Origin of the sequence: Erythrobacter ramosus, from assembly GCF_009828055.1 — a bacterium.
GTDB lineage: Bacteria > Pseudomonadota > Alphaproteobacteria > Sphingomonadales > Sphingomonadaceae > Erythrobacter > Erythrobacter ramosus.
Genome location: NZ_WTYB01000001.1, coordinates 906,934 through 930,464, shown reverse-complemented (window position 1 = coordinate 930,464; position 23,531 = coordinate 906,934). Strand labels below are relative to the sequence as shown.

At 64.0% G+C, this 23,531-nt stretch carries 24 protein-coding genes; 3 read left to right on the top strand and 21 right to left on the bottom strand.

Going from position 1 to position 23,531, the window contains the following annotated elements:
• Window positions 1–26: 26 nt before the first annotated feature.
• From GRI59_RS04710 to argB, 7 genes are all read right to left on the bottom strand, one after another.
• The gene (locus tag GRI59_RS04710; RefSeq protein WP_160760012.1) at window positions 27–1,211 is read right to left on the bottom strand and encodes a TerD family protein; all 1,185 of its coding nucleotides are present in this window, start codon (window positions 1,209–1,211) and stop codon (window positions 27–29) included.
• Between the two features lie 60 nt (window positions 1,212–1,271).
• Window positions 1,272–1,853 carry a TerD family protein gene (locus GRI59_RS04705; RefSeq protein ID WP_160760011.1) on the bottom strand — a complete coding sequence of 194 codons (582 nt, stop codon included), beginning with the start codon at window positions 1,851–1,853 and terminating at the stop codon, window positions 1,272–1,274.
• 221 nt (window positions 1,854–2,074) lie between these two features.
• Window positions 2,075–2,698, bottom strand: coding sequence for a MarC family protein (locus GRI59_RS04700; RefSeq protein WP_160760422.1), 624 nt, complete (start codon window positions 2,696–2,698; stop codon window positions 2,075–2,077).
• Window positions 2,699–2,752: 54 nt separating this feature from the next.
• Window positions 2,753–3,532, bottom strand: coding sequence for a hypothetical protein (locus GRI59_RS04695; protein WP_160760010.1), 780 nt, complete (start codon window positions 3,530–3,532; stop codon window positions 2,753–2,755).
• A 48-nt stretch (window positions 3,533–3,580) separates the two neighbouring features.
• Complete coding sequence (folD, locus tag GRI59_RS04690) at window positions 3,581–4,477, bottom strand: bifunctional methylenetetrahydrofolate dehydrogenase/methenyltetrahydrofolate cyclohydrolase FolD (protein ID WP_160760009.1); 897 nt, start codon at window positions 4,475–4,477, stop codon at window positions 3,581–3,583.
• Entirely contained in the window at window positions 4,477–4,758 is a 282-nt protein-coding gene (locus GRI59_RS04685) for a YggT family protein (RefSeq protein ID WP_160760008.1), read from the bottom strand. The genes folD and GRI59_RS04685 overlap by 1 nt, the downstream gene beginning before the upstream one ends.
• A 114-nt stretch (window positions 4,759–4,872) precedes the next feature.
• The gene (argB, locus tag GRI59_RS04680; RefSeq protein ID WP_337190231.1) at window positions 4,873–5,796 is read right to left on the bottom strand and encodes an acetylglutamate kinase; all 924 of its coding nucleotides are present in this window, start codon (window positions 5,794–5,796) and stop codon (window positions 4,873–4,875) included.
• A gap of 150 nt (window positions 5,797–5,946) precedes the next feature.
• Here argB and GRI59_RS04675 point away from each other — a divergent pair, with 150 nt between their 5' ends.
• Window positions 5,947–6,123: a hypothetical protein gene (locus GRI59_RS04675; RefSeq protein WP_160760007.1), complete on the top strand. Its 177-nt coding sequence runs from the start codon at window positions 5,947–5,949 to the stop codon at window positions 6,121–6,123.
• A 66-nt stretch (window positions 6,124–6,189) separates the two neighbouring features.
• Here the strand turns inward: GRI59_RS04675 and GRI59_RS04670 are convergent, their stop codons facing one another.
• From GRI59_RS04670 to GRI59_RS04620, 11 genes are all read right to left on the bottom strand, one after another.
• A complete protein-coding gene (locus GRI59_RS04670; protein WP_160760006.1) occupies window positions 6,190–6,444 on the bottom strand; it encodes an HP1242/YdcH family protein in 255 nt (84 codons plus the stop codon).
• 92 nt (window positions 6,445–6,536) lie between these two features.
• Window positions 6,537–6,833: a DUF1294 domain-containing protein gene (locus GRI59_RS04665; protein WP_183363510.1), complete on the bottom strand. Its 297-nt coding sequence runs from the start codon at window positions 6,831–6,833 to the stop codon at window positions 6,537–6,539.
• 769 nt (window positions 6,834–7,602) lie between these two features.
• A complete protein-coding gene (locus GRI59_RS04660; protein ID WP_160760005.1) occupies window positions 7,603–7,887 on the bottom strand; it encodes a hypothetical protein in 285 nt (94 codons plus the stop codon).
• Window positions 7,888–8,315: 428 nt separating this feature from the next.
• Window positions 8,316–9,362 (bottom strand): ribonucleotide-diphosphate reductase subunit beta, encoded by a 1,047-nt coding sequence (locus GRI59_RS04655; RefSeq protein WP_160760004.1) that lies wholly within the window; start codon window positions 9,360–9,362, stop codon window positions 8,316–8,318.
• 68 nt (window positions 9,363–9,430) lie between these two features.
• Window positions 9,431–9,616 carry a hypothetical protein gene (locus GRI59_RS04650; RefSeq protein ID WP_160760003.1) on the bottom strand — a complete coding sequence of 62 codons (186 nt, stop codon included), beginning with the start codon at window positions 9,614–9,616 and terminating at the stop codon, window positions 9,431–9,433.
• Between the two features lie 84 nt (window positions 9,617–9,700).
• Window positions 9,701–11,731 (bottom strand): ribonucleoside-diphosphate reductase subunit alpha, encoded by a 2,031-nt coding sequence (locus GRI59_RS04645; protein ID WP_160760002.1) that lies wholly within the window; start codon window positions 11,729–11,731, stop codon window positions 9,701–9,703.
• Window positions 11,732–12,246: 515 nt separating this feature from the next.
• Window positions 12,247–14,112: an ABC-F family ATP-binding cassette domain-containing protein gene (locus tag GRI59_RS04640; RefSeq protein WP_160760001.1), complete on the bottom strand. Its 1,866-nt coding sequence runs from the start codon at window positions 14,110–14,112 to the stop codon at window positions 12,247–12,249.
• A gap of 67 nt (window positions 14,113–14,179) precedes the next feature.
• Window positions 14,180–15,070, bottom strand: a complete 891-nt coding sequence (locus GRI59_RS04635; RefSeq protein WP_160760000.1) for an alpha/beta fold hydrolase — start codon at window positions 15,068–15,070, stop codon at window positions 14,180–14,182.
• Window positions 15,071–15,104: 34 nt separating this feature from the next.
• Complete coding sequence (locus tag GRI59_RS04630; protein ID WP_160759999.1) at window positions 15,105–16,043, bottom strand: TraB/GumN family protein; 939 nt, start codon at window positions 16,041–16,043, stop codon at window positions 15,105–15,107.
• 196 nt (window positions 16,044–16,239) lie between these two features.
• Window positions 16,240–17,841, bottom strand: coding sequence for an L-aspartate oxidase (gene nadB / locus GRI59_RS04625; protein WP_160759998.1), 1,602 nt, complete (start codon window positions 17,839–17,841; stop codon window positions 16,240–16,242).
• A gap of 53 nt (window positions 17,842–17,894) precedes the next feature.
• Window positions 17,895–18,848, bottom strand: a complete 954-nt coding sequence (locus GRI59_RS04620) for an ABC transporter ATP-binding protein (RefSeq protein ID WP_160759997.1) — start codon at window positions 18,846–18,848, stop codon at window positions 17,895–17,897.
• 72 nt (window positions 18,849–18,920) lie between these two features.
• Between GRI59_RS04620 and GRI59_RS04615 the strand changes: the two genes are divergently transcribed.
• Together GRI59_RS04615 and GRI59_RS04610 are read left to right on the top strand one after the other, a co-directional pair.
• Complete coding sequence (locus tag GRI59_RS04615; RefSeq protein WP_160759996.1) at window positions 18,921–19,181, top strand: zinc-finger domain-containing protein; 261 nt, start codon at window positions 18,921–18,923, stop codon at window positions 19,179–19,181.
• Between the two features lie 74 nt (window positions 19,182–19,255).
• Window positions 19,256–19,741 (top strand): hypothetical protein, encoded by a 486-nt coding sequence (locus GRI59_RS04610; RefSeq protein ID WP_202390857.1) that lies wholly within the window; start codon window positions 19,256–19,258, stop codon window positions 19,739–19,741.
• Window positions 19,742–19,807: 66 nt separating this feature from the next.
• Here the strand turns inward: GRI59_RS04610 and GRI59_RS04605 are convergent, their stop codons facing one another.
• The 3 genes from GRI59_RS04605 to guaA form a co-directional block, all read right to left on the bottom strand.
• Window positions 19,808–20,782, bottom strand: a complete 975-nt coding sequence (locus tag GRI59_RS04605) for an NAD(P)H-dependent flavin oxidoreductase (RefSeq protein WP_160759995.1) — start codon at window positions 20,780–20,782, stop codon at window positions 19,808–19,810.
• A gap of 268 nt (window positions 20,783–21,050) precedes the next feature.
• Entirely contained in the window at window positions 21,051–21,692 is a 642-nt protein-coding gene (locus GRI59_RS04600; RefSeq protein WP_160759994.1) for a YceI family protein, read from the bottom strand.
• Window positions 21,693–21,768: 76 nt separating this feature from the next.
• Window positions 21,769–23,370: a glutamine-hydrolyzing GMP synthase gene (guaA, locus tag GRI59_RS04595; RefSeq protein ID WP_160759993.1), complete on the bottom strand. Its 1,602-nt coding sequence runs from the start codon at window positions 23,368–23,370 to the stop codon at window positions 21,769–21,771.
• Window positions 23,371–23,531 lie beyond the last annotated feature (161 nt).

Sequence of the window (23,531 nt, the reverse complement as noted above, 5' to 3'; positions counted from 1 at the left end):
GCCGTGTGATACGGCAGTCTTGTTGCTCAGTCCTTACTGCCGCGCGTCCACTGAAGATAGACGCCGATATCCTCGGCAAAGGGTTTCTGGCTGGAATAGAAGCGCATCAACCGGCTCATCTTGAGCTCGCCGCCGACATTGTCGATCGTGGCGATCCCGCAGAGCCGTTCACGGCTGCCGGTTTCGTCCATCCGCACCTCGATTTCAGGCTGGCCCGGAATGTTGAGCCGGACGACCCCATCGGTCTCGGCCCAGTTGGGCGCACCCTCATAGATCAGCGCGAACACGCCGATGCGGCGGATATAGTCGAAATACTGGCCGTTAACGCGGATCGTCTCGCCAGCGGCAACAGCGCCGGTGCGGTCGTCGCCCGACAGCTCGATGAAGGGCGGCTGGTTATAGGCGCCAAAGCTGCGGCCCAGCGCCTGGATACAGCCTGCGCCCATGCCATCGGCCAGTTCGAAGATCACGCCCAGATCAAGATCAAGCTGCTGCGATCCCCCGAAGAAGCCCTTCTTCTGGGTCCGCGCGGTCCAGTTCAGGTTGAGCACGATCTCGCCGAAGCTGGTGCCCTGCTTCTTCAGGCTGACTGTGGAATTGCCCTTGTCGAGGCTGATCTTCTTCAGGCTGACCGGCGCTGCGGGCGGAGGCGGCGGGGGTGGCGGTGGAGGCGGTGCCGGAGGCGGCGGCGGAGGCGCCGGCGCAGGTGCAGGCTCGTCCACTTCGCCGCCGAAATGCCCGATCAGCGCGCCCAACCCGCCAGCAAACCCGGCCGCAATCGTGCCCAGCTTCCAGCCGGAGGAATGGCGGTAAATCTCTGCCAGCATCACCGCCTTTTCGTTGGTGAGCGCGGCGGCGGCATCGAAGCTCGCCTTTCCGCCATCAATGCTCACCATCAGCGGACGGGATTCGCCCACCGCGCGGCTATCATGGGTGGCGGTGAACACGATCCGGTCGATGCTCGCGGGCAGCCGGTCGAGATCGAGCGCAAAGCTGGCTGCGTTGCCGCTGCTGGTCATCCGCACTTCGCCGCCGGGGGTGGCAGGGTTGGAGAACAGCACGACATAGCGGTCATCGCCGATCTTCTGTCCCGGCTCGAGCCCGAAGGCGGCAATATCGATCCCGTCCATCCCGAACTCGACCTTGACCTCGCATTGCGAGCCAACTCCGAGATCGGCGAGGGAGCGTTTTTCCCCACGTTGCAGCTGCATACGACTGGCTCCGGCTAAAGATGGAAGGAAGGGTGCGGCGCAGTCGAGCGCTGCGGCCAATCAGAGGATCGCGCGGGCCGGTGCCGTCAGGTCATGGACGGTGCGCCCGCCGGTGCGTTCCCCGATTGCCTTGAAGTCCCACTGCCCGCCGTTGCGCGACAGGCTCGCGAGGATCAGCCCGGTGTGCGAGCCGGAATCCGAAATGTCGAACCGCGCCAATTCCTTGCCGCTGCGCTTGTCGACCACCCGGCCGAACGCATTAGCGACCTTGTCGAAGGTCTGCCCGCGGAAGCTGTTCACGGTGAGGACGAGATATTCGACCTTGCTGTCGAGCCGGTCGAGCTGGATGGCGATGCTTTCGTCATCCCCGTCGCCCTCACCCGTCAGATTGTCGCCGCTGTGGCGGATCGTGCCCGAGGCGTTGGTCAGCTTGCCGAACCACACGGATTCCAGCACGGTCTTGTCCGCATCGAAAGTGATGCACGAGGCATCAAGGTCGATATCGCCCCCACCGCCGAGCAGGCCGCCGAAGAAGCCCTTCTTGGCCACATCCCAGCCCACACCCAGGCTGATCTGCGTCAACCCGTTGGGCGCCTCTTTGGCGAGGCTGACCGACTGGCTCTTCTGAAGCGAAATTCCCACTGATCCCCCACGCGATTGTGCTGTCTGTCCCAAGTTGGGATATCCCCGAAGGCCAGAGGGGTGTCAACCCAGCGCCCGAGGGGGTCACGGGGGAGTTACTGCTGATATCATTACGCTTTCATTAAGGCATTGCGCGAGGGTGACAGCGTCGGCCAATTCTCTTGACCTTGTGCCCCGAATGGCGCTGGATGACGGCGAGTGCCGTCCCCTTCGCCCTGCGTCTACAGTCCGAAGCTGCCCTTCAGCCCGTCGATCACATATTGCGCCGCGAGCGCGGCCAGCAACACGCCGAGCAGGCGGGTGATGACCGCTTCGACCTTGTCGCCCAGCAGCCGGATCAGCGGGCCTGCCGCCACCAGCGCCGCCGCCGTGATCGCCAGCACGGCGGCCAGCGCAGCGAGCACTTCGAACATCTCGGGCCAGCCTTCGGCTTCGTTCATCAGCAACATGATCGCCGCAATCGCGCCCGGTCCGGCGAGCATCGGCATCGCCATCGGGAAGACCGACACATCCTCGATCTCCGGGGTCGCGGCGATTTTTTCGGCACGTTCTTCGCGGCGCTGGGTGCGCTTTTCGAACACCATGTCGAACGCGATGAAGAACAGCATCAACCCACCCGCGATGCGGAACGAGTTCAGCTCAATATGCAGCGCGCCCAGCAATTCCTGCCCGAACAGCGCGAAGATCAGCAGGATGATCGAGGCGATCCACGTCGCCCGCAGCGCCATGCTGCGCGCCTGTTGCGGCGTCGCGCCCTTGGTCAGCCCGGCATAGATCGGCGCGCACCCCGGCGGGTCGATCACCACGAACAGGGTGACGAAGGCGGATAGGAAGAGTTCGGTCAGCACCATGGCAGGGGTTTCGCAGGTCGATGGGGGGAGAGTTCCGCGCCCCTCACATCAATCGCCGGTCGGCACAAGGCTTTGTTCGATCGCGGTGACCCAGCGGCCCTGATAGTAATAATCCGCCGCCACAAAACGCGTGCCATCCGCCCGGTGCTCCCAACGCCAACGCAGCGTGCCGTCGCGCGACAGCTTGGCGTCGGCCTTGCCGTCTTCGCCGATCGGGATGGCAGGCGGCGGGGGCGTGCCAGCGGAGCCGCGCGGACAGGTCGCGACGAGGCCGGTCACGGCGTCGATTTCGGTAACGACGATATCGCCCTCTTGCACCGGCTTCCTCGGCGGAGGCTGCGGCACATCATCGCCGCCGACATCGAAGGTGTAGCGATAGGTATTATCCGCCTGCCGCTCCCACACGGTGACGAAACTGCCAACCTTGCCCTCGGGATCGCGGTAGCGGCCCTTGCTCACCGCCAGCGCCCCGTCACAGCTCATCGCGACAACGCGCGCGTCCCACTGCACGGCGGCAGGCGGATCGGTCTGCGTGGCGAGCCAGGGTTCGATCGGGAAGGGGCCGTTTGCGCCGTGGAGCAAGGCGCCGGGCGCGGCGAACATCTTGAACGCGGTCCACTGCCCACGCTCGCGTGCAGCGCGCGAGAAGGCGGCTTCGGTGGCAACGATGGTGCTGGGCTGCGCAGCGCCTGGCGCTACGGTCAGAACCCGGTTGATCTGCTCCACCGCGCGGCGACTGGGCTTGGGCGGCCCCCCGCCACCCGCGCAGGCGGATAGAGCGAGGGAAAGGGCGGCGAATCCAAGGAGTGCGGGCGCGGATCTGATCATGGGGCGCATTCTATCCGCTTGCCCCGCGCTTGTCGAAGGGCGAGCGCGTTACAAGCCCTCGGGTGGCGCCAGTCCGGCGTGACCATGCGCGGCGACCAGCGTGTTGCGCAGCAGCACCGCAATCGTCATCGGCCCGACCCCGCCCGGCACCGGCGTAATCGCGCCTGCGACCGCGCTCACTTCGGCAAAGGCGACATCGCCCACCAACCGCCCCTTGGTCTTGCCCTCTTCAATCGGCAGGCGGTTGATGCCGACGTCGATGACGCTTGCACCCGGCTTGATCCAGTCGGCGCGCACCATCTCGGGCCGACCCACGGCCGCGACCACGATATCGGCGCGGCGGACGACCTCGGCGAGGTTCTTCGTGCGGCTATGCGCCACGGTGACGGTCGCGTTCGCGTCCACCAGCAGCTGCGCCATCGGCTTCCCGACAATGTTCGACCGGCCGATCACCACCGCCTCCAGCCCTGACAGATCGCCCAGACGGTCTTTGAGCAGCATGATGCAACCCAGCGGGGTGCAGGGAACGAAGCCCGGCTGGCCGACGCTCAGCCGCCCGGCGTTGATGACATGGAACCCGTCGACATCCTTGTCCGGGCTGATCGCGGCGATCACTGCCTGTTCGTCCAGCCCGTTCGGCAGCGGCATCTGCACCAGAATGCCGTCAACTGCATCATCACGGTTCAGCCGCTCGACCAGCGCCAGCAATTCCGCTTCGCTGGTTTCAGCGGGCAGGCGGTGTTCGAAGCTGGCGATCCCGGCTTCCTCGCACGCGCGCGCTTTGGCGCCGACATAGACCTGGCTCGCCGGATCTTCGCCGACCAGCACCACCGCAAGCCCCGGACGCCGCCCGGTCGTTTGCGCAAAGTCCGCCGCCAGCGCGCCGATCCGGGCGCGCAGATTGGCCGCAAACGCCTTGCCGTCGATCAGCGCCGCTTCCCCCATCAGCGCACGGCGCCTTGCAGGATGTAGCCGACCGCGTTGAGGATCATCAGGAACACCATCGGCGAAAAGTCGATCGCGCCGGTATCGGGCATGACCTTGCGGATCGGGCGCAGGGCGGGCTCGAACAAGCGGCTCAGCGCATCATGCACCGCATAGGCGAACTGGTTGCTGGGGCTCACCACGTTGAACGCGAACAGCAGCCCGATGATGAACCAGATGATCAGCAGCATGTTGGCGGTGCTGATGATCATGGAGAGTATCTGGAAAAGTGCGTCAGTCATTGCGATCCATTTCCGTTGCGAAGGCGCAGGCCTGTGTGGCCCTCGCGCCCGGTGATGTCCCTTGGCAGGCGTATTAGCTCGTTAATACGCCTCGCGCTACAACTCAGTTCCCGGTCACGCGCGCACCAGCGTGCCGGCCCCGCGCGCGGTGAAGAATTCGAGCAGCATCGCATGGCCCACACGGCCGTCGAGCACCACCGCCGCCTCGCAGCCGGATTGCACCGCGGTGACGCAGGTTTCGAGCTTGGGCACCATGCCGCCGCGGATCACGCCGTCTTCGCGCAGCTTGGCGATGTCGGCGGGGGTGAGGTCGGTCAGCAGCGTACCATCGGCCCCCAGCACGCCCGGCACGTCGGTCAGCAGGAACAAGCGCGCCGCGCCCAACGCCGCCGCAATCGCGCCTGCCATCGTGTCGGCATTGATATTGTAGGTCGCCCCGTCCGCGCCCGGCGCAATCGGTGCGATCACCGGGATCATCCCGGCGGCCACCATGGTGTCGATCACGCTGGTATCGACGGCCGCAGGCTCGCCCACGAAGCCCAGGTCGACCACCTGTTCGATATTGCTGTCAGGATCGCGCGTGGTGCGGCTGACCTTGCGCGCGGTCACCATCCCGCCATCCTTGCCCGAGATCCCGATCGCCTTGCCGCCAGCGGCCGCGATCCAGCCGACCAGCTCCTTGTTGATCGCGCCCGACAGCACCATTTCGGCGACCTTGGCCGTGGCTTCATCGGTGACGCGCAGCCCATCGACGAAGGTGCTCTCCACCCCCAGCCGCTTCAGCATCTGGCCGATCTGCGGGCCGCCGCCATGCACCACCACCGGGTTGATGCCGACTGCCTTCAGCAGCACGATATCCTCGGCAAAGTCGCGCGCGGCTTCGGGATCGCCCATCGCGTGGCCGCCATATTTCACCACGAAGGTGCGCCCGGCATAGCGCTGGAAATAGGGCAGCGCCTCGATCAGCACTTCGGCCTTCGAGAGATCAGGCGTGTCCGCCCCGGAACGAGGCGGCAGATGGTTCAGCTTGTCGGTCACCGGTGTTCAAACCCCTGCGCGCGCGCTTTGCGTTGTCGCGCGGCGCCCTAGCGGCTCACGGCCCCGGGGCCAAGCCGATTGGTGGAACTGTCAGTAAGGATTAGGAAATTCTGGATCATAGTGATATCTTCTCGCCCGAGAGAGGTGGCGATGAGCGAGAGTGACAGCGATAAGCCAGCGGCGGACCCTTCCGGTGGGGGGCGGCGGCAGAGTGATCGGCGAAAGGCGCAGGTGCCGTTTGACGGGCCTGACCGCCGCAAGGGCGATCGCCGCACCGGCACGGACCGGCGCACCACTCCGCGTGATGATGGCGGGGTCGAGGATTAGCATCGGCCTCTGCGGGGTTGCAGGCGGAGCATCGCCTCATACCCCGCCCGCACAAGCCCGTGGGTGCTAGACCGCGTCCGGCGCGGCTTCCAGCATCGCGGCGATTTCGTCCAGCAGATGCAGCCGTTCTTTCTTGAGCGCTTCAAGCCGGTCGTCGCTCGCGGCGTCGATCTCGGTTTCGATCCGGTGGATTTCGCGGTTCACTGTGTGATGCTGCTCGGCCAGCCGGGCGAAATGCGCATCGGTCAGCTTGAGCTGGTGGAGCGCGTCGGCATTGTCCGGAAAGACATCGGCGAGTTCGTTGGGGGTGTGCGCGGACATGGTGTTCTCCCTAGGTGATGACATCTGCCTAGCCGCTCGCACCGCCGGCGTACTTGATCGAGGTCAAGTTCCGGCGCGCAGGTCGGCGGGGGTCACCACAGGAACACCACCAGAAACACCGCCATGCACAATTGCAGCCCGGCGATAAAATGCAGCCGCCCGCAGAACGGCTGCTTCCTCGTCTTGTGCCGAAACACCGCCCGCCCCGCATAGGCGCCGAGCGTCCCGCCAAAGAACGCCAGCTGGAGCAAGGTCTCCTCCCGGATCTGCCAAGCCCCCTGCTCGGCCCGCGCCTTGTCGAGGCCGAAAGCGGCAAAGGCGAGGAAATTCATCACGGCGAGCGCGGTGATGATGTTGGCGAGGGAGAGCAGGGTTTGCAGCGGAGCCATGCGCGCGGCGTAGCGCGGGATGGGTTGCCGAAGGGTTGATTGGGGCGCTCGGCCATCATCCGCCCCGCGTTCGTCATCCCAGCGAAAGCTGGGACCTAGAGCGGCTGGGTGCCACCGTCCCCTCCCCCCCGCCCCGGGCCCGCCCCGGGGCCCCGCTTTCGCTTTCGCTTTCATCGGTGCAGAAGGGAGCGGGGTCCCGGGTCAAGCCCGGGACGGGGGTGGTGGCTCGTGATGCGCGACGACGCGCTGGCACAGGGCGACGAACTCGACGTGGCTCATGTCGTTCTTGGCATCATTTGTTCGCCACGCGCAGATAACGAAGCGCCATGTCCCCCCAGGTCAAACACGTGTTCAATGGTCAGTCGGCGCAGAAATGGGCTTGAAGGCAATCATGCCTTTCGCTGACTCGACATTGCTGAATGGTAGCCGCATTCGCTTTGTCCGATGCGTCAGCCTAAGGATAGGGCAACTCCGACAAGACCGATTACAAGACCTGCAGCCCCAATTGCGTAAGCCCCATATCTGTGTAGCTTTGTTTTGGCAGCAATTCTCTTCATGAGAGGCTCGCTAGACTGAAACTCCATAAATTTAGCAATTAGGTTAGGGAATTGTGCTTTTTGGAGTTCTTCGTAGATATCGTAACGGTGCTCCCGCTTATTGCGAGCGCTTGCAATGTGGCCCTGCGTATCGTGGACCAACTGAAGTAGTTCTGAGTATTTTGGGAACGCGCCGAGTACAGCTTCATGCCCTAGCTTTTCAAGCGCAAGGTCTAATCAATCGCAATCTTGAGCAATGAAGCGTCGATTACATCATGACGAGCACAGTGGCAACGGAACCGCGCATCTGCAATCAAGTCCTTGACTTCAGTTGCAGGCGCGCCACGCGCTATTGCACCAAGAGCATCTGCGAGGCGGCGGCCTGCATAGCGAAGTTCTTTGATGGCAGGTAGCACTACCTTGTGGTGGATTTGTTCTGCGAGTTTTATTTCTTCCTCGGCAACGCCCCATTCTGAGGCGATTTCCGTCAAGATTTCCTCGTAGTCCCCCAAACTCATCGCTGCGCCCCGAAGCAAGTGTTATCTTGAGACAGATCCATTGCGCCTCAGGGACTTATCTAGGCGATCAAATGATCGCGCGGCGCGAGCACGTAGACTATCAATGTCGTCCTTATCGAGACCCTGCCCATCTTGCACAGCGGTATTACCGCGAGCAAAGCGCCCAACGATTACCCACATCCAGCTTTCTTTGGCTGCCTCGTACCCGTGGTAGAGCACCCGATCTGTCCATGAATTTGACACGTTAGCTCCCACGAAAGCGCGGCCCCCTAGAGGCGAAGCCAGCATGAGTCAATGCCAAAGACACCGCCATCCCCTGACTGGGGATAGAGACTTATTGAGCTGGCATGTCAAGAGTCGCGCTTAAAACAGTGGAAAACTATGCGAAATTTTCGCCCAGCCGTTCAACTTGCATGGCCAATCATTTTTTACTCCGCAGCCTCAGCCCCAAACAGACCGATCTCGGGCACCTCAACCCCATCCTCGTTCACAGCCTTGGCCTTCTGCCGCTTATCAAACGACGACCACACGGTGTTCCAATCACCCCTTGTGGCGCCCTTCGAATATTCGGTCGCGCGGGTTTCGAAGAAGTTGGCGTGCTCCACCCCGTTCAGCAGCGGCGCGAGCCACGGGAGGGGGTGTTCTTCGATCATGTAGATCTCTTGCAGGCCGAGCTGCTTCAGGCGCCAGTCGGCGATGTAGCGGATGTAGCGCTTGATCTCCTTGGCGCTCATGCCGTTGATCGGGCCCATTTCGAAGGCGAGGTCGATGAAGTTGTCTTCCAGACGCACGGTCTTCTGGCAGATGTCGATCAGGTCTTCCTTCACCGCCTTGGTGAGGCACTGGCGTTCCTCGCAGAAGGTGTGGAACAGCTTGATGATGCCTTCGCAGTGCAGCGATTCGTCGCGCACCGACCAGCTGACGATCTGGCCCATGCCCTTCATCTTGTTGAAGCGCGGGAAGTTCATCAGCATGGCGAAGCTGGCGAACAGCTGGAGCCCTTCGGTGAAGCCGCCGAACACGGCGAGCGTGCGGGCGATATCCTCGTCGCTTTCGACGTTGAAGGTCTGGAGGAAGTCGTGCTTGTCCTTCATTTCCTCATATTCGAGGAAGGCGGAATACTCGCTCTCGGGCATCCCGATGGTGTCGAGCAGGTGCGAATAGGCCGCGATGTGCACCGTCTCCATGTTGGAGAAGGCGGCGAGCATCATCTTCACTTCGGTCGGCTTGAACACCCGGCCATAGTTTTCGTGATAGCAGTTCTGCACCTCGACATCGGCCTGGGTGAAGAAGCGGAAGATCTGGGTGAGCAGGTTACGCTCGTTCTCGGTGATCTTCTGCGCCCAGTCGCGGCAATCTTCGCCCAAGGGCACTTCTTCGGGCATCCAGTGGATCTGCTGCTGGCGCTTCCAGAAGTCATAGGCCCAGGGATACTGGAAGGGCTTGTAGGTCGAGCGGGCTTCGAGAAGCGACATGGGCGGTCTCCTAGAACGAATGAGAATAGCAGATACGAAGCGCGCGCGCTTCCGGATTCACGGCGGCGTCAGGGCGCGTAGGCGATGACGACGTAGATGCAGAAGGGCACGAACATCGACACCATCGCCACGTGGATCATGGCGGCGTTGCGCGAATGGCCCTCGACGTTGCGCTTGAGTTCGCGCCACGCGTTGAAGGCGAAGACGGCGCTGACGATCAGCCCGATAACGCCCATGACAAACGGCAGATTCATGTGTGTGGTCCCCTGTGAACGATGATGCGGCGGCCGCGGGCGCGGTGCGGGCCCGATGCCCACCCGCGCCCCGGCCGTGAGCGCCTACTGGCAGCTCAGGCATTCCTCGTAATCGGTCTCGGCACTGAGTTCGATCTTGGCGAGTTCGGAGGTGTTGTCCGCCTCAACCCCGCCGACGAAACCGGCGCGCTGCACGCTCTTGGAGCGGAGGTAGTAGAGCGACTTGATGCCGCGCTCCCACGCCTGGTAGTGCAGCATCATCAGGTCCCACTTGTCGACATCGGCCGGGATGAACAGGTTCAGCGACTGGGCCTGATCGATGTACGGCGTGCGGTCGGCCGCGAATTCGAGCAGCCAGCGCTGGTCGATCTCGAAGCTGGTCTTGAAGGTCGCCTTTTCCTCGGTGGTGAGGAAATCGAGGTGCTGGACCGAGCCGCCCCGTTCAAGGATCGAGTTCCAGACATTGGTCGAGTTCTTCGACTTCTTGTCGAGCACCTTTTCAAGGTACGGGTTCTTGACGATGAAGCTGCCCGACAGCGTCTTGTGAGTGTAGATATTGGCCGGGATCGGCTCGATGCAGGCCGAGGTGCCGCCGCAGATGATCGAGATCGACGCGGTCGGCGCAATCGCCATCTTGCAGCTGAAGCGCTCCATCGCGCCCATATCGGCAGCGTCAGGACACGGCCCGCGCTCCTGCGCCAGCAGCATCGAAGCCTCGCACGCCTTGGCATGGATGTGCTTGAACATCTGAAGGTTCAGCGCCTTGGCCATCGCGCTTTCGAAAGCGACGCTCTTCTGCTGGAGATAGGAGTGGAAGCCCATCACGCCGAGGCCCACGCTGCGCTCGCGCGCGGCGGAGTACTTGGCACGGGCCATCTCGTCCGGCGCGCGGTCGATATAGTCCTGCAGGACGTTGTCGAGGAAGCGCATGACGTCCTCGATGAACTGCTTGTCGCCCTTCCACTCTTCCCAGGTTTCCAGGTTGAGCGACGACAGGCAGCACACCGCGGTGCGGTCATTGCCCAAGTGGTCGATGCCGGTCGGCAGGGTGATTTCCGAGCACAGGTTCGAGGTCGAGACCTTGAGGCCGAGATCGCGGTGATGCTTGGGCATCATGCGGTTCACGGTGTCGTTGAAGACGATGTAGGGCTCACCAGTGGCAAGCCGCGTTTCGACCAGCTTCTGGAACAGCGAACGGGCATCGACTGTCTGCCGCACCGAACCATCGCGGGGCGAGCGCAGCTGGAACTCGGTGCCTTCGCGGACCGCGTTCATGAAATCGTCGGTAACCAGCACGCCATGGTGCAGGTTCAGCGCCTTGCGGTTGAAGTCGCCCGAAGGCTTGCGGATTTCGAGGAACTCCTCGATCTCCGGGTGGCTGATGTCGAGATAGCACGCGGCCGACCCGCGCCGCAGCGAGCCCTGCGAAATCGCCAGCGTCAGCGAGTCCATCACGCGCACGAAGGGAATGATGCCCGAGGTCTTGCCGTTGAGGCCGACCGGTTCGCCGATGCCGCGGACATTGCCCCAATAGGTGCCGATCCCGCCGCCCTTTGATGCCAGCCAGACGTTTTCATTCCAGGTGTTGACGATCCCTTCCAGGCTGTCCTCAACCGAGTTGAGATAGCACGAAATCGGCAAGCCGCGGTGCGTGCCGCCGTTCGACAGCACCGGCGTGGCGGGCATGAACCACAGCTTCGAGATGTAGTCATAGAGCCGCTGGGCGTGAGCCTCATCATCGGCGTAGGCATCGGCCACGCGGGCGAAGAGGTCCTGATAATTCTCGCCGGGGAGCAGGTAGCGATCGGTCAGCGTTTCCTTGCCGAAATCGGTGAGGCGCGCGTCACGGGTGTTGTCGGTGACAACGGTGAAGCGCCGGGCGTTGACGGTCTTGCTGTCAGGCGCCTCGGACTTGGCGGCTTCGGCCATGGCACCGGCCAGCGCCTCACCGGCTTTGGCCGCGATCAGGGCATCCGAGCCCATATCGATCTTGTTCATGCTTACCGCCTTTTCATCCTTCACGGACGTCTCGGCAATCACGCCCGCATCCAGTTCGTTCGTCACATCGCTAGTCACCGCATCACTGGGCACGTTTTCGCTCGCCTTGAAATCCATCTGAAGCCCCTGTTGTCCCCCGAATCAGACCATGGACGCAAGGGGCCATGTTCTGATTCTGTTCTATACCGGTTGGTCCACAGACTTGCCAACAGGCTACCCGGTTGCCGGGCCTGTTGACGCATCGGTTGGTCCCATTTGCGGCGTGATACGAACCTGTGGGCCGGGGCGAATCGATCTTCGTCTGCCCTCCCACGGGGCGGGGACGTTTCACCAAGGCTTGGGGGTCCGATCAGCGCCGAACCACTAGATGATGAATCACTGCGGGACTCCCGTCAACGGGCGTTTAAGCACTTAGTTACCATGACGGGTCGGTTTCAGGCCCGTGTCAGACCTGTGCCCAACCCGCGACGCGTGGACCAAGCTTGAGTCGCGCAGGCCGCAAGCCCCAAATTGAATCTGTGAAGAAAAATATGGTGATTGAATCATTCGAATCCACCCGTGAATCTTTTGCATGGCCCGCGATAGGATTGTTGCGCGGCGGACGGGTGCGGCGCCGCGCGAGGGCAGCAGAATCAGACCTGCCCGATCGCCTCAAGCATGGTTCCGGCTGCCAGCCAGCTTTGTTCCGCTTCGGCCAGAGAATCGGCCGCCCGCGCACGCTTCGTCAGCAGGGCCTGCATCGCGCTGCCAGCCTGCCCGCCCGCCTTCGCGCTCAGCGCGAGAATCTCGCTGTCGAGCTGTTCCACCTCGGCTGACAGGCGAGCGATGGCGGCTTCGGCTTTGCTGAGGTCCGATTGGGCGGCGCGCAAATCCGTGCCCGCCAATGCCCCGCCCTTCGCGCCCTTGGCTTTGCCGTCGCGCGCCCCTTTGGGCTGGTTCCGGCTCAGGATGAAGTCGATGTAGTCCTCCATGCTGCCAGCATATTCGCGCGCCGTCCCGTTATCGACAAGGATCAGGCGGTCCGCTGTCAACTCGACCATGTGGCGATCGTGGCTGATGAGAATCACCGCGCCCGAATAATTGTTGAGCGCCTGGATCAGCGCCTCACGCGCATCGACGTCCAAGTGGTTGGTCGGCTCGTCGAGGATCAGCAGATGCGGCGCATCGCGGGTGATCAGCGCCAGCGCCAGCCGCGCACGTTCGCCGCCGGACAGCTTGTCGACCCGCTGGTTCGCGCGCGGGCCGGAGAAGCCGAACCGCCCCAATTGCGCGCGGATCGCGCCTTGGGCGGCGCCTTCCATCGCGCGGTTCATCAGATCGAGCGGGGTATCCTCACCCGCCAGTTCTTCGACCTGATACTGGGTGAAGTATCCGACCTTGAGCTTACCAGGCGCGTTGACCTCGCCCTCCGCCGGGACAAGCTGCGAAGCGAGCAGCCGCGCCAGCGTGGTCTTGCCATTGCCGTTGCGGCCCAAGAGCGCGATCCGGTCATCGGCATCGATGCGGAAATTGAGCCGCTTCAGGATCGGCGGCGCCTCGCCGTAACCGACCGCCGCGTGATCGAGCGTGATCATCGGCGATTTGAGTTCGGAAGGATCGGGGAAGTCGAAGGTCAACGAGGGGTCTTCCATCAGCGCCGCAATCGGCTGCATCTTGGCGAGCATCTTGGCGCGCGATTGCGCCTGCTTGGCGGTCGAGGCGCGAGCGGAATTGCGGGCGACGTAATCCTGAAGCCGCGCGCGCTGGGCATCCTGCGAAGCCTTGGCTGCGGCGAGCTGCGCGGCGCGTTCGGCCCGCTGTTTCTCGAAGGCATCGTACCCGCCCGGATAGAGCGTCAGCTGCCCGCCTTGCAGGTGCAGGATGTGATCGACCACCTTGTTGAGCAGGTCGCGCTCATGGCTGATCACCACCAGCGTGGCGGGGTAGGACTTGAGGAAGTTCTCCAGCCACAGCGTCGCTTCGAGGTCGAGGTGGTTGCTGGGCTCGTCGAGCAGCAGGATGTCAGGCTCGGAAAACAGCAGCGCACCCAAGGCAATGCGCATCTTCCAGCCGCCCGAGAAGCTGTCGACCGGGCGTTGCTGCATCTCCTCGTCAAAGCCGAGACCATTGAGGATCTTGGCCGCGCGCGCCGGGGCGGAATAGGCGTCGATCGCCAGCAGGCGTTCGTGGACATCGCCCATCCGGTCCATGTCGGTGCAGGTTTCCAGCTCTGCCAGCAATTCCGCGCGTTCGGTGGCGGAGGCCAGCACGACCTCTTCGGGCGTCTTGGAGCCGCTGGGGGCTTCCTGCGCGATATAGCCGATCTTGGCGCGGGCGGGCTTGCTGATTTCGCCGTCATCCGGCTCGATCTCGCCGATCAGCGCCTTCATCAGCGTGGACTTGCCCGCACCATTGCGGCCGATCAGGCCGACGCGCGCGCCCACCGGCACGGTTGCGCTGGCGCGTTCAAGAATGGCCCGGCCGCCAAGCCGCACTGTGACACCGTCGATTGTAAGCATGGGCGCGCCCTTAACAGCCTATCGGGCGCGCCCCAAAGGAAATCCCTTCGCAAGTGCGAACGCGGCCCTATTGCCCGCGCGCGTGACCGGCGATTTCGCTGGCGATGCGCGGGATCAGGGCGATGGGCAAATCGTGGCCCCAGCCCGGAATCGTCACCAGCCGCGCGCCCGAGATGTGCTTGGCGGTATCCTCGCCCGCCTCCAGCTTGACCAGCGGATCAGCCTCGCCGTGCATCACCAGTGTCGGCACGGTGACATTCGCAAGGCGCGAACGGCGGCAGCCATCGTCGATGATCGCGGCGAGCTGGCGCGGCAGGCCCGCCGGGTAGACCGAGCGGCGCATGTTGAGCAGCACCCGCTCGCGCTGCTGGTCGGGATCGAAGGGATAGCCGGGGCTGCCGATATTCTTGGCGATGTTGAGCCCGTGGGCGACCAGCGATTCCTCTTCCATGCTCTGGATCGGAGCCACCAGCGCGTCAATCGCGTGCTTTTCCGCCTGGGGGAGCTTGCCATTGCCGGTGGTCGACATGATCGAGGTGAGGCTCGCCAGCCGCTCGCCATGATGCACCGCCATCAGCTGCGCGATCATCCCGCCCATCGACGCGCCGACGATATGCGCACGCGCAATCCCGAGCGCGTCGAGCAGCCCGATCCCATCATCGGCCATGTCCTTGAGGCTATAGGGCACCTTGGCCGGGAACCCGATCTTCTTGCGCAGCACCTGCACCGGCAAGCTGGGCGCACGCTTGCCTTCGAACTTCTGGCTGAGGCCAATGTCGCGGTTGTCGTAGCGGATCACCCGGAACCCGTCGCCGACCAGCGCGGCGACCAACTCGTCCGGCCATAGCGTCATCTGCGCGCCGAGGCCCATCACCAGCAGGATCACCTCGGCTTCGGGGTTTCCGCGATCCTCGTAGAAAATCTCGATGCCGGTGTTGGGCGTGGTGACGGTGGGCATGGTGCGGGCAGATCCTCTGGTCAGGCCCGCATGGTCACTTCCATTCGGGTCCGGCGATATCGAAGCCGCGCGCGTCCAATTGGTCAAGCACTCCGCCGCTTTCCGCCAACACCCGCAAGGGGACAACGGCGAGGGTTGTGCCCTTGGCCGTGCTGGCGTTAGCGATGCTGTCGACCCAGATGGTCCTGAGTTCACTACCCAAAGTCTCGTCCGCCCAGGGCCAGCACTGGCCGAGCGCGCTTTCCAGCGGGTTCGCCATCACCGAGGGAATATCGTAGCGCCGCCAGTCCGCCGCGCGCTTTTCGACGATGTCGGGGCCAGCCTCGACCGCGTCCATCGCGGCATTGAGGCAGGGGATATGCGCGGCAGGGGGCGCATCGGCGAGGTTGTCGATGATGTCCTCGCCCCGCAGCGTGGCGGCGCGGGTGGTCGGCACCTTGGCCTTGTCCGCCGCCTTGCTGACCACGTCCGAGGGTTCATCGGCGGTGTCGCGGTTAAAGCGAAGTTCCTTGCGCAGCATCTGGAAGGAGGTGAGCAGGAAGGATTGGCGGGCGTAATCCTCCTCATGCGCGGTGCCGAGCGCTTCGAGGCGCGCCCATTGGTCAGCCGTCAGATACTCGCTGGCCACGGTCTTGTCGGGCAGCTTGGTGAACTTGGAACCGCTGAAGATCAGCCGCAGCACATCGCCGGGAGAAATCTTGGGCCGCGCGCCGAGGATCACGCGGTCCGCCTGCTTGGTGGCCTCCTCCAGCCGCGCAGGCTCCCACGGGGTGGTCTTGGGAATCGCCCGAATCTCGCCGACGAGGATGATGGTGCCGGTGGGGGTATCAATGGTCCACATCGGCGCGCCGGAGCGCTGCGCGGTGACGACGATCGAATTCTCTGAGGCGTTTTCGGATGGGGCGGGGTCTTGGGCGGCGAGGGGGGCGGCGTTCAGCGCGGCAAGGCAAAGAAAACCCAGAACTCTTGTCATCGGTGCGCCCTTTTGGAGTGTGTCAGCGCGTGGCTATGTCGCGTAAGATGAACCGCGACCGAACTACTGGAAAAGCCCTAACTTCCGTTCGTGCTGAGCTTGCCGAAGCACTGCACTTTCTTCCAGGCCACGGTCCGAAGTGAAAAGCAGCCCTTCGACAAGCTCAGGGCAAACGGATCTGGGTTAGTCCAGCGCCCTACGGCACCAGCACCGTATCCCTCGGCTCATCCGCCAGCGCCGGATAATCCAGCGTATAGTGCAGCCCCCGGCTCTCCTTGCGTTTGAGGGCTGACGTCACGATCAACTCCGCCGATTGCAGCAGGTTGCGCAGTTCGATGAGGTCGGTCGTCACCCTGAACGCGCCGTAGTAATCCTCGACCTCGCGCTTCAGCAGTTCGATCCGGCTCGCGGCGCGTTCCAGGCGCTTGGTGGTGCGGACGATGCCGACGTAGTTCCACATGAAGCGGCGGATTTCGGTCCAGTTCTGTTTGATCACCACCTCTTCGTCGGAGTCGGTCACGCGGCTTTCGTCCCACGGCAGGATGGCAGGGACGTCCTCAAGGCTGTCCCAGCGCGCGAGGATGTCCTGCGCCGCCGCCTCGCCGAAGACGAAGCATTCCAGCAGGCTGTTCGACGCCAGCCGGTTCGCGCCGTGGAGACCGCTTTCGGTGCATTCGCCCGCCGCCCACAGCCCCGGCACATCGGTGCGCGCGTCGAGGCCGACCACCACACCGCCGCAGGTGTAGTGCTGCGCAGGCACGACCGGGATCGGCTGGGTCGTCATGTCGATGCCGAGGCCCATCAGCTTCTCGTAGATCGTCGGGAAGTGGCCCTTCACGAAGTCGGCGGGCTGGTGGCTGATATCGAGATGGACGTAATCCAAGCCAAAACGCTTGATCTGGTCGTCGATCGCGCGGGCGACCACATCGCGGGGGGCAAGCTCCATCCGCTCGGGGTCGTAATCGACCATGAAGCGGCGGCCTGTTTCGGGGTGGAGCAGATGCCCACCCTCGCCCCGCACGGCCTCGGTGATGAGGAAGTTTTTGACGTCGAGATTGTAGAGGCAGGTCGGGTGGAACTGCATCATCTCCATATTGGAGACCCGCGCGCCCGCCCGCCATGCCATCGCAATCCCGTCCCCCGTCGCGCCGCGCGGGGCGGTGGAGAACTGGTAGACGCGGCCTGCACCGCCGGTCGCAAGGATGGTGGCACGCGCGACATGGCGTTCGACGCGCCCGGTCGCCTCGTCCAGCGCATAGACGCCCCACACGCGGCCCGCGGCGGAGAAGTGCTCGCGGTGGCGGTCGGTGATGAAGTCGATGCAGGTGCGGCCCGGCAGGAGCGTGATGTTCGGGTTCGCCTCCGCCGCCTTGACCAGCGCCGATTGCACCGCCCATCCGGTCGCGTCATCGACATGGACGATCCGGCGGTGCGAATGGCCGCCCTCGCGCGTCAGGTGGAGGCTGTCCGCGTCGCGGTTGAACGGCACGCCCAGTTCGCACAACCGGTCGATGGACTGAGGCGCGCGCTCGATCACGAATTCGACCGTGGCAAGGTCATTGAGGCCAGCGCCGGCCACCATCGTATCGCGCACATGATTTTCGAAGGTGTCGCCGGTGTCGAGCACAGCGGCGATCCCGCCCTGCGCCCAGGCAGTCGATCCGCCGGTGAGCGAGCCCTTCGCCAGCACCAGGACGCGGCGCGTTTCGGCCAGCGCCAGCGCCGCGGTCAGCCCCGCCGCGCCCGAGCCGATCACGACAACATCATGCGCCTGTTGCAAGCCATCTTCCATCGCCATCCGCTTGCCATGACGTGCAATTGCGCGGTCGGCAAGCGGGATGCGCGGCGTGTTCAGCCAGCGCTGGCGGTCAGTTGGACGAACACATCCTCAAGATCGGCTTCGCGGGTGGTAACGTCCTCCACCGTCAGGCCCTGCGCCTGAAGGATCCCCAGCACCTGACCTGCACTGAGGCGGTCCTTGTCATAGGTCACCTCAACCCCGCACGCGCCATCCCATTGCACCTTGACGAAAGCCTCATGCGCAGGGGCCGAGGCGAGGTCTTGCGCGGTGGTGACGGTGACGATCTTCTCGCGCGCCATGTCGACCAACTCGCGCGTAGGCTTGTTGGCGATCAACTGGCCGTTGTTGATGATCGCGATGCGGTCACACAGCTCCTCGGCCTCTTCGAGGTAATGGGTGGTCAGCACCACGGTTACGCCGTCGCGGTTCAATTCGCTGACCAGCTCCCACAGCTGACGGCGCAGATCGACATCGACCCCGGCGGTGGGTTCATCCAGCACCAGAATGGGTGGGGAATGGACCATTGCCTTCGCCACCAGCAGCCGGCGCTTCATCCCGCCTGACAGCGTCCGGGCATAGGCATTACGCTTGTCGGCGAGCCGCACGGCCTCCAGCAGCGCTTCGGAGCGGCGCAAGGCGGCGGCGATGCCGTAGAACCCCGCCTGATTCTCCAGCACTTCGAACGGCGTGAAGAAGGGATCGAATACGATTTCCTGCGGGACGATCCCGATCGAGCGGCTGGCATTACGACGGTTGCGATCAATGTCGAAACCCCAGATGTCGACGCTGCCGGAGGTCTTGTTGACCAGCCCGGCGAGGATGTTGATCAGCGTCGATTTGCCCGCGCCATTGGGGCCGAGCAGGCCGAAGATCGAGCCTTCGGGCACATCGAAGCTCACCCCGCCGAGCGCCAGCTTGCCTGCGGTGACGGTGCCGTTCGCGCCCTTGGCCGGGGCGTAGCGTTTCACGAGATTGTCGATGCGGATGGCGGGTTCGGCTGACATGGCTCCCGCCTAGGCAAACGCGCCTGCAAAGGCAATTGAACTCAGGCGCGGCGCCCTGTATCGGCAAGCGCCATGAGCATTCCTCCTCCCGAAGTCCTGCTGGTCGATACGCGGCGCGTTTCCTGCGACGGGGCCAGCGGCATCCGCGCCCGCGCCGGCTATCGCCCCTCCGCGCTCGGCCATCCGCGCGTGTTCCTTGAGATCGACGAGCATGGCTATGTCGATTGCGGCTATTGTGATCGCCGCTTTGTGTTGCGCGGTGGTCCGGCCGACGGTGCGGATCAGGCGGACCTGCCGGATATCGCCTCAGGCGCCAGCGCCGCACACAGTTGAACCGGCGCGCTCAGCGGCGGTTAAGGCAGGCTGTGCTGTACGAGTGCTGTATCCCTGAATGCGAGGATCGCCCCATGAACCGTTTTCGTCCTGCCTTTATCGCCGCTCTGCCGCTCGCGCTGACGGGCCTGTGCCTCAGCCCGCTCGCTGCGCAGGACGCCGAAGGCCAGAGCGTGCCCGATGTCGAAACCGAAACCACCGCCGAAGCTGCGCCGCCGACAAAGGGCGAAGCGCGCCTTGCCAAGCTGATCGAGGGCCGCGTCGCAGGTGAGCCGGTGCGCTGCATCCGCAGCCTGCCCAGCCAGCGCATGACGACCATTGATCGCACCGCCTATGTCTATGGCTCGGGCAACACGATCTACGTCCAGCGCACCCGCGATCCCGATCAGATCGACGATGATGACGCGCTGGTCACACAGCGCTTCAACGCGAGCGAATTGTGCAGGCTCGACCAGATGACCACGGTCGACCGGGTGCTGGGCTTTTTCACCGGCGCGGTGTTTTTCGAGGATTTCGTGCCTTACACCCGCGTGAAATCGAACGAGGGCGGCGAAGGCTGATCGGCCCGCCCGGCGGGTAGATCACCGGCGCGAGCGGCTCCCAACCGTCACGCCGGTGCAGTCGGCTCAGCCGCGCGCCATCGCGTTCATCCGGGCGATGATTTCCTCGGCTTGGAGCATGATCCGGTCGATCAGTTCCTGACAGGTCGGGATGTCGTGGATCAACCCGGCGACCATCCCGCAGCTCCATGCGCCTGCATCCATCGTGCCTTCCATCATGATCTTGGGGTAAACCCCGGCGACTTCGGGCAGGATGTCCTGAATTGTGATGGCATCGCCCAGCTCCTTCTCCTTGATGATCAGGCGCTCGACCGCAGCATTGTTGAGCACACGTTCGGTGTTGCGCAGCGGGCGCATGACGAGGCGGGTGTCGAGTTCGCTGGCCGCAAGGATCGCCTGCTTCACGTTCTCGTGCACCGGGGCTTCCTTGGTGGCGATGAAGCGCGTGCCCATGTTCATCCCCTGCGCGCCCATCGCGAGGCTAGCCACAAGGCTGCGCCCGTCGGCCATGCCGCCGCTTGAGACAAAGGGGATTTCCAGTTCGTCCGCCGCGCGCGGCAGCAGGATGAAGTTGGGCACATCGTCCTCGCCCGGATGGCCGCCGCATTCGAACCCGTCGACGCTCACCGCATCGCAGCCGATCGCCTGCGCCTTGAGCGAGTGTCGCACAGAGGTGCACTTGTGGATCACCTTGATCCCGGCGTCTTTCAACGCAGGCAGCAGATCGACCGGGTTGCGCCCGGCGGTCTCCACCACCTTCACCCCGCCGTCGATCACGGCCTTGACCAGCCCGGGATAGTCGGGCGGGGTCAGGGTCGGCAGGATGGTGAGGTTCACGCCGAACGGCTTGTCGGTCATGTCCTTGCAGCGCGCGATCTCGTTCGCGAGCTTCTCGGGCGTGCCCTGCGTGAGGCCGGTGATGATCCCGAGCCCCCCGGCGTTCGAGACCGCCGCCGCCATCTCGGCGAACCCGACATAGTGCATCCCGCCCTGAATGATGGGGTGCTGGATGCCGAACATTTCGGTGATGGCGGTCTTCATGGCGTGGTCTCTCCCGTTGGAATGCGTGTTTGCGCGGGAGACAAGCCGAGTTGCGCCGCGCTTTCAAGCCCGCTTTTGAGGAGAGCGCGGCACATGGCCCCACGCCGTAGCGTCAGGTTGCGTGCGATTCTTGAAGGGTCGCCGGGCGGCGGGGATGCGGTGGGATCGGCCCGCTCGCCCACTGCCCGGCACGTCAGGTCATGCGCGGGCGCGCGCCGGATCGCATTGATCCAGCGCAAGCCTACTGAATTGAAGCAAAAGTTCCGCCTCAGCCGCGCTTGAACGACAGGGTGAAGGTCACCGGCACGGCGGGCGTGATCGAGGGCAATTGGGCCAGTGCACGCAATTCGCCGAGTTCATCGGTCAGGCCGAACATATCGGTCGAGATGATGACCGGCGCGGTCGGCACCACGGTCACCCGGTCAGCCGAAGCGCGGGTGACCAGCACCTCGGTCTCAATATCGCTGGTCGCACCCTTGATCGCCACGCTGGCCTTCAATGGCCGGGTGAGCGACTGGCCCACCGCCAACCCCGCAAACGCCGCCGGGTCGAGCTTGGCCGTCACGGTCGCCTTAGGGTTTTCGGCCACGCCGAAGAAGATCTCACGCATCCGCTCATTACGGATGTCGACCCCGGTGTTGACCGAGGCGAGGTCGATATCGAGCGTCGCCGTGCCGTCCGCCGCAACGCTGCCCGATAGCTTGTCGAAGCGGTTAGCCTCAGCCACCTCGCCCGCCTTGATGCTGACATAGGACAGGCGCGAACCTGTCGGATCGAGCGCCCAGTCGCCCTCGGTCAGCGGCGCTGCGTCGGTGGCCTTATCTTGCGAGGCATCGACGGCAGGCTCTGCGCAGGCTGAAAGGCCCAGCGCGAAGGCGGCAGCAAGGGTAAGAGAGCGGAGGTTTGTCACAGGCAATACCCTTGATGCAGAAAAGACTGGGCGACAGATATGCGATTTGCCGCGCGGCCGGAAGGGGGCGCTTGCCCTACTCCCACTCGATCGTGCCCGGCGGCTTCGACGTATAGTCATAGACCACCCGGTTGATGCCCTGCACCTCGTTGACGATGCGCGTGGCGACGCGGGTCAGGAACCCAGCGTCATAGGGGAAGACATCCGCGGTCATCCCGTCGGTCGAGGTGACGGCCCGCAGCGCGCAGACCGAATCATAGGTGCGCGCATCACCCATCACGCCGACGGTCTTGACCGGCAACAGCACCGCAAAGGCCTGCCAGATCGCATCATAGAGGCCCGCATTGCGGATTTCCTCAAGGTAGATCGCGTCAGCCTTGCGCAGGATGTCGCAGCGTTCCTTGGTGACTTCGCCGGGGATGCGGATTGCGAGGCCGGGGCCGGGGAAGGGGTGGCGGCCGACGAAGGCAGGTGGCAGGCCCAGCTCGCGCCCGAGATCGCGCACCTCGTCCTTGAACAATTCGCGCAAGGGTTCGACCAGTTGCATGTTCATGCGTTCGGGCAGACCGCCGACATTGTGGTGGCTCTTGATCGTGACGCTCGGCCCGCCGGTGAAGCTGACCGATTCGATCACGTCAGGATAGAGCGTGCCCTGTGCGAGGAAATCGGCGCCGCCGATCTTCTTGGCCTCGGTCTCGAACACATCAATGAAGGTCTTGCCGATGAACTTGCGCTTGGCCTCAGGGTCGGTGAGGCCTGCAAGCCCGCCGAGGAACAGCTCTTCGGCTTCCACGTGCACCAGCGGGATATTGTAGTGGTCGCGGAACAGAGTCACGACCTGTTCCGCCTCGTTCATACGCATGAGACCGTGGTCGACGAAGACGCAGGTCAGCTGGTCGCCGATGGCTTCGTGGATCAGCACCGCCGCGACCGCCGAATCGACGCCACCAGACAATCCGCAGATGACTCGTTTATCGCCGACCTGCGCGCGGATTTCCGCGATCTTGGTTTTGCGGAACTCGGCCATGGTCCAGTCGCCCCTCAGGCCGCAGACATGGCGCACGAAATTGGCGATCAGCCGGCCGCCATCGGGTGTGTGGACCACCTCGGGGTGGAACTGGGTGCCGTAGAACTTGCGCGCTTCATCCGCGATCACCGCAAAGGGCGCACCGTCAGACGTGGCGACGATTTCGAAGCCAGGCGCGAACTGGGTGACCTTGTCGCCGTGACTCATCCAGACCTGATGGCGCTCCCCCACCTCCCACAAGCCGTTGAACAGCGAACATTCACCGGTGACGGTCAGGAAAGCGCGGCCGAATTCGCCGCCTTCACCGGTTTCATGGCCGGGCCGCACTTCGCCGCCCAGTTGGTGGCTCATCACCTGCTGGCCATAGCAGATGCCAAGGATCGGCAGGCCCGCATCGAACAGGGATTGCGGCGCGCGGGGGCTGCCGTCTTCGGGAACGCTCGCAGGTGAGCCTGACAGGATAATGCCCTTGGGCTGCATCCGCCGGAACGCGGCATCGGCCTGCGTGAAGGGAGCAATCTCGGAATAAACCCCCGCCTCACGGACACGGCGCGCGATCAACTGCGTCACCTGGGACCCGAAATCGACGATCAGGATCGATTCGGGGACGGCAGAATCGCCCGCTGGGGGGCTTGAAGGGTGCGCGCTCATGGCGGCGGATTACGAAGCACGCCCCCCTGTGTCCAGCATCGCCGCGCCGTGCGCCGGTGATTTTGCAGCGCAGCATAAAAGTGGCGCTGCATTTTCAACGGGTTCCCGAAAAATGCGCCCGGTTTCGTTGCAATCTTTGGAACCAATTCTACGCCTTTCGC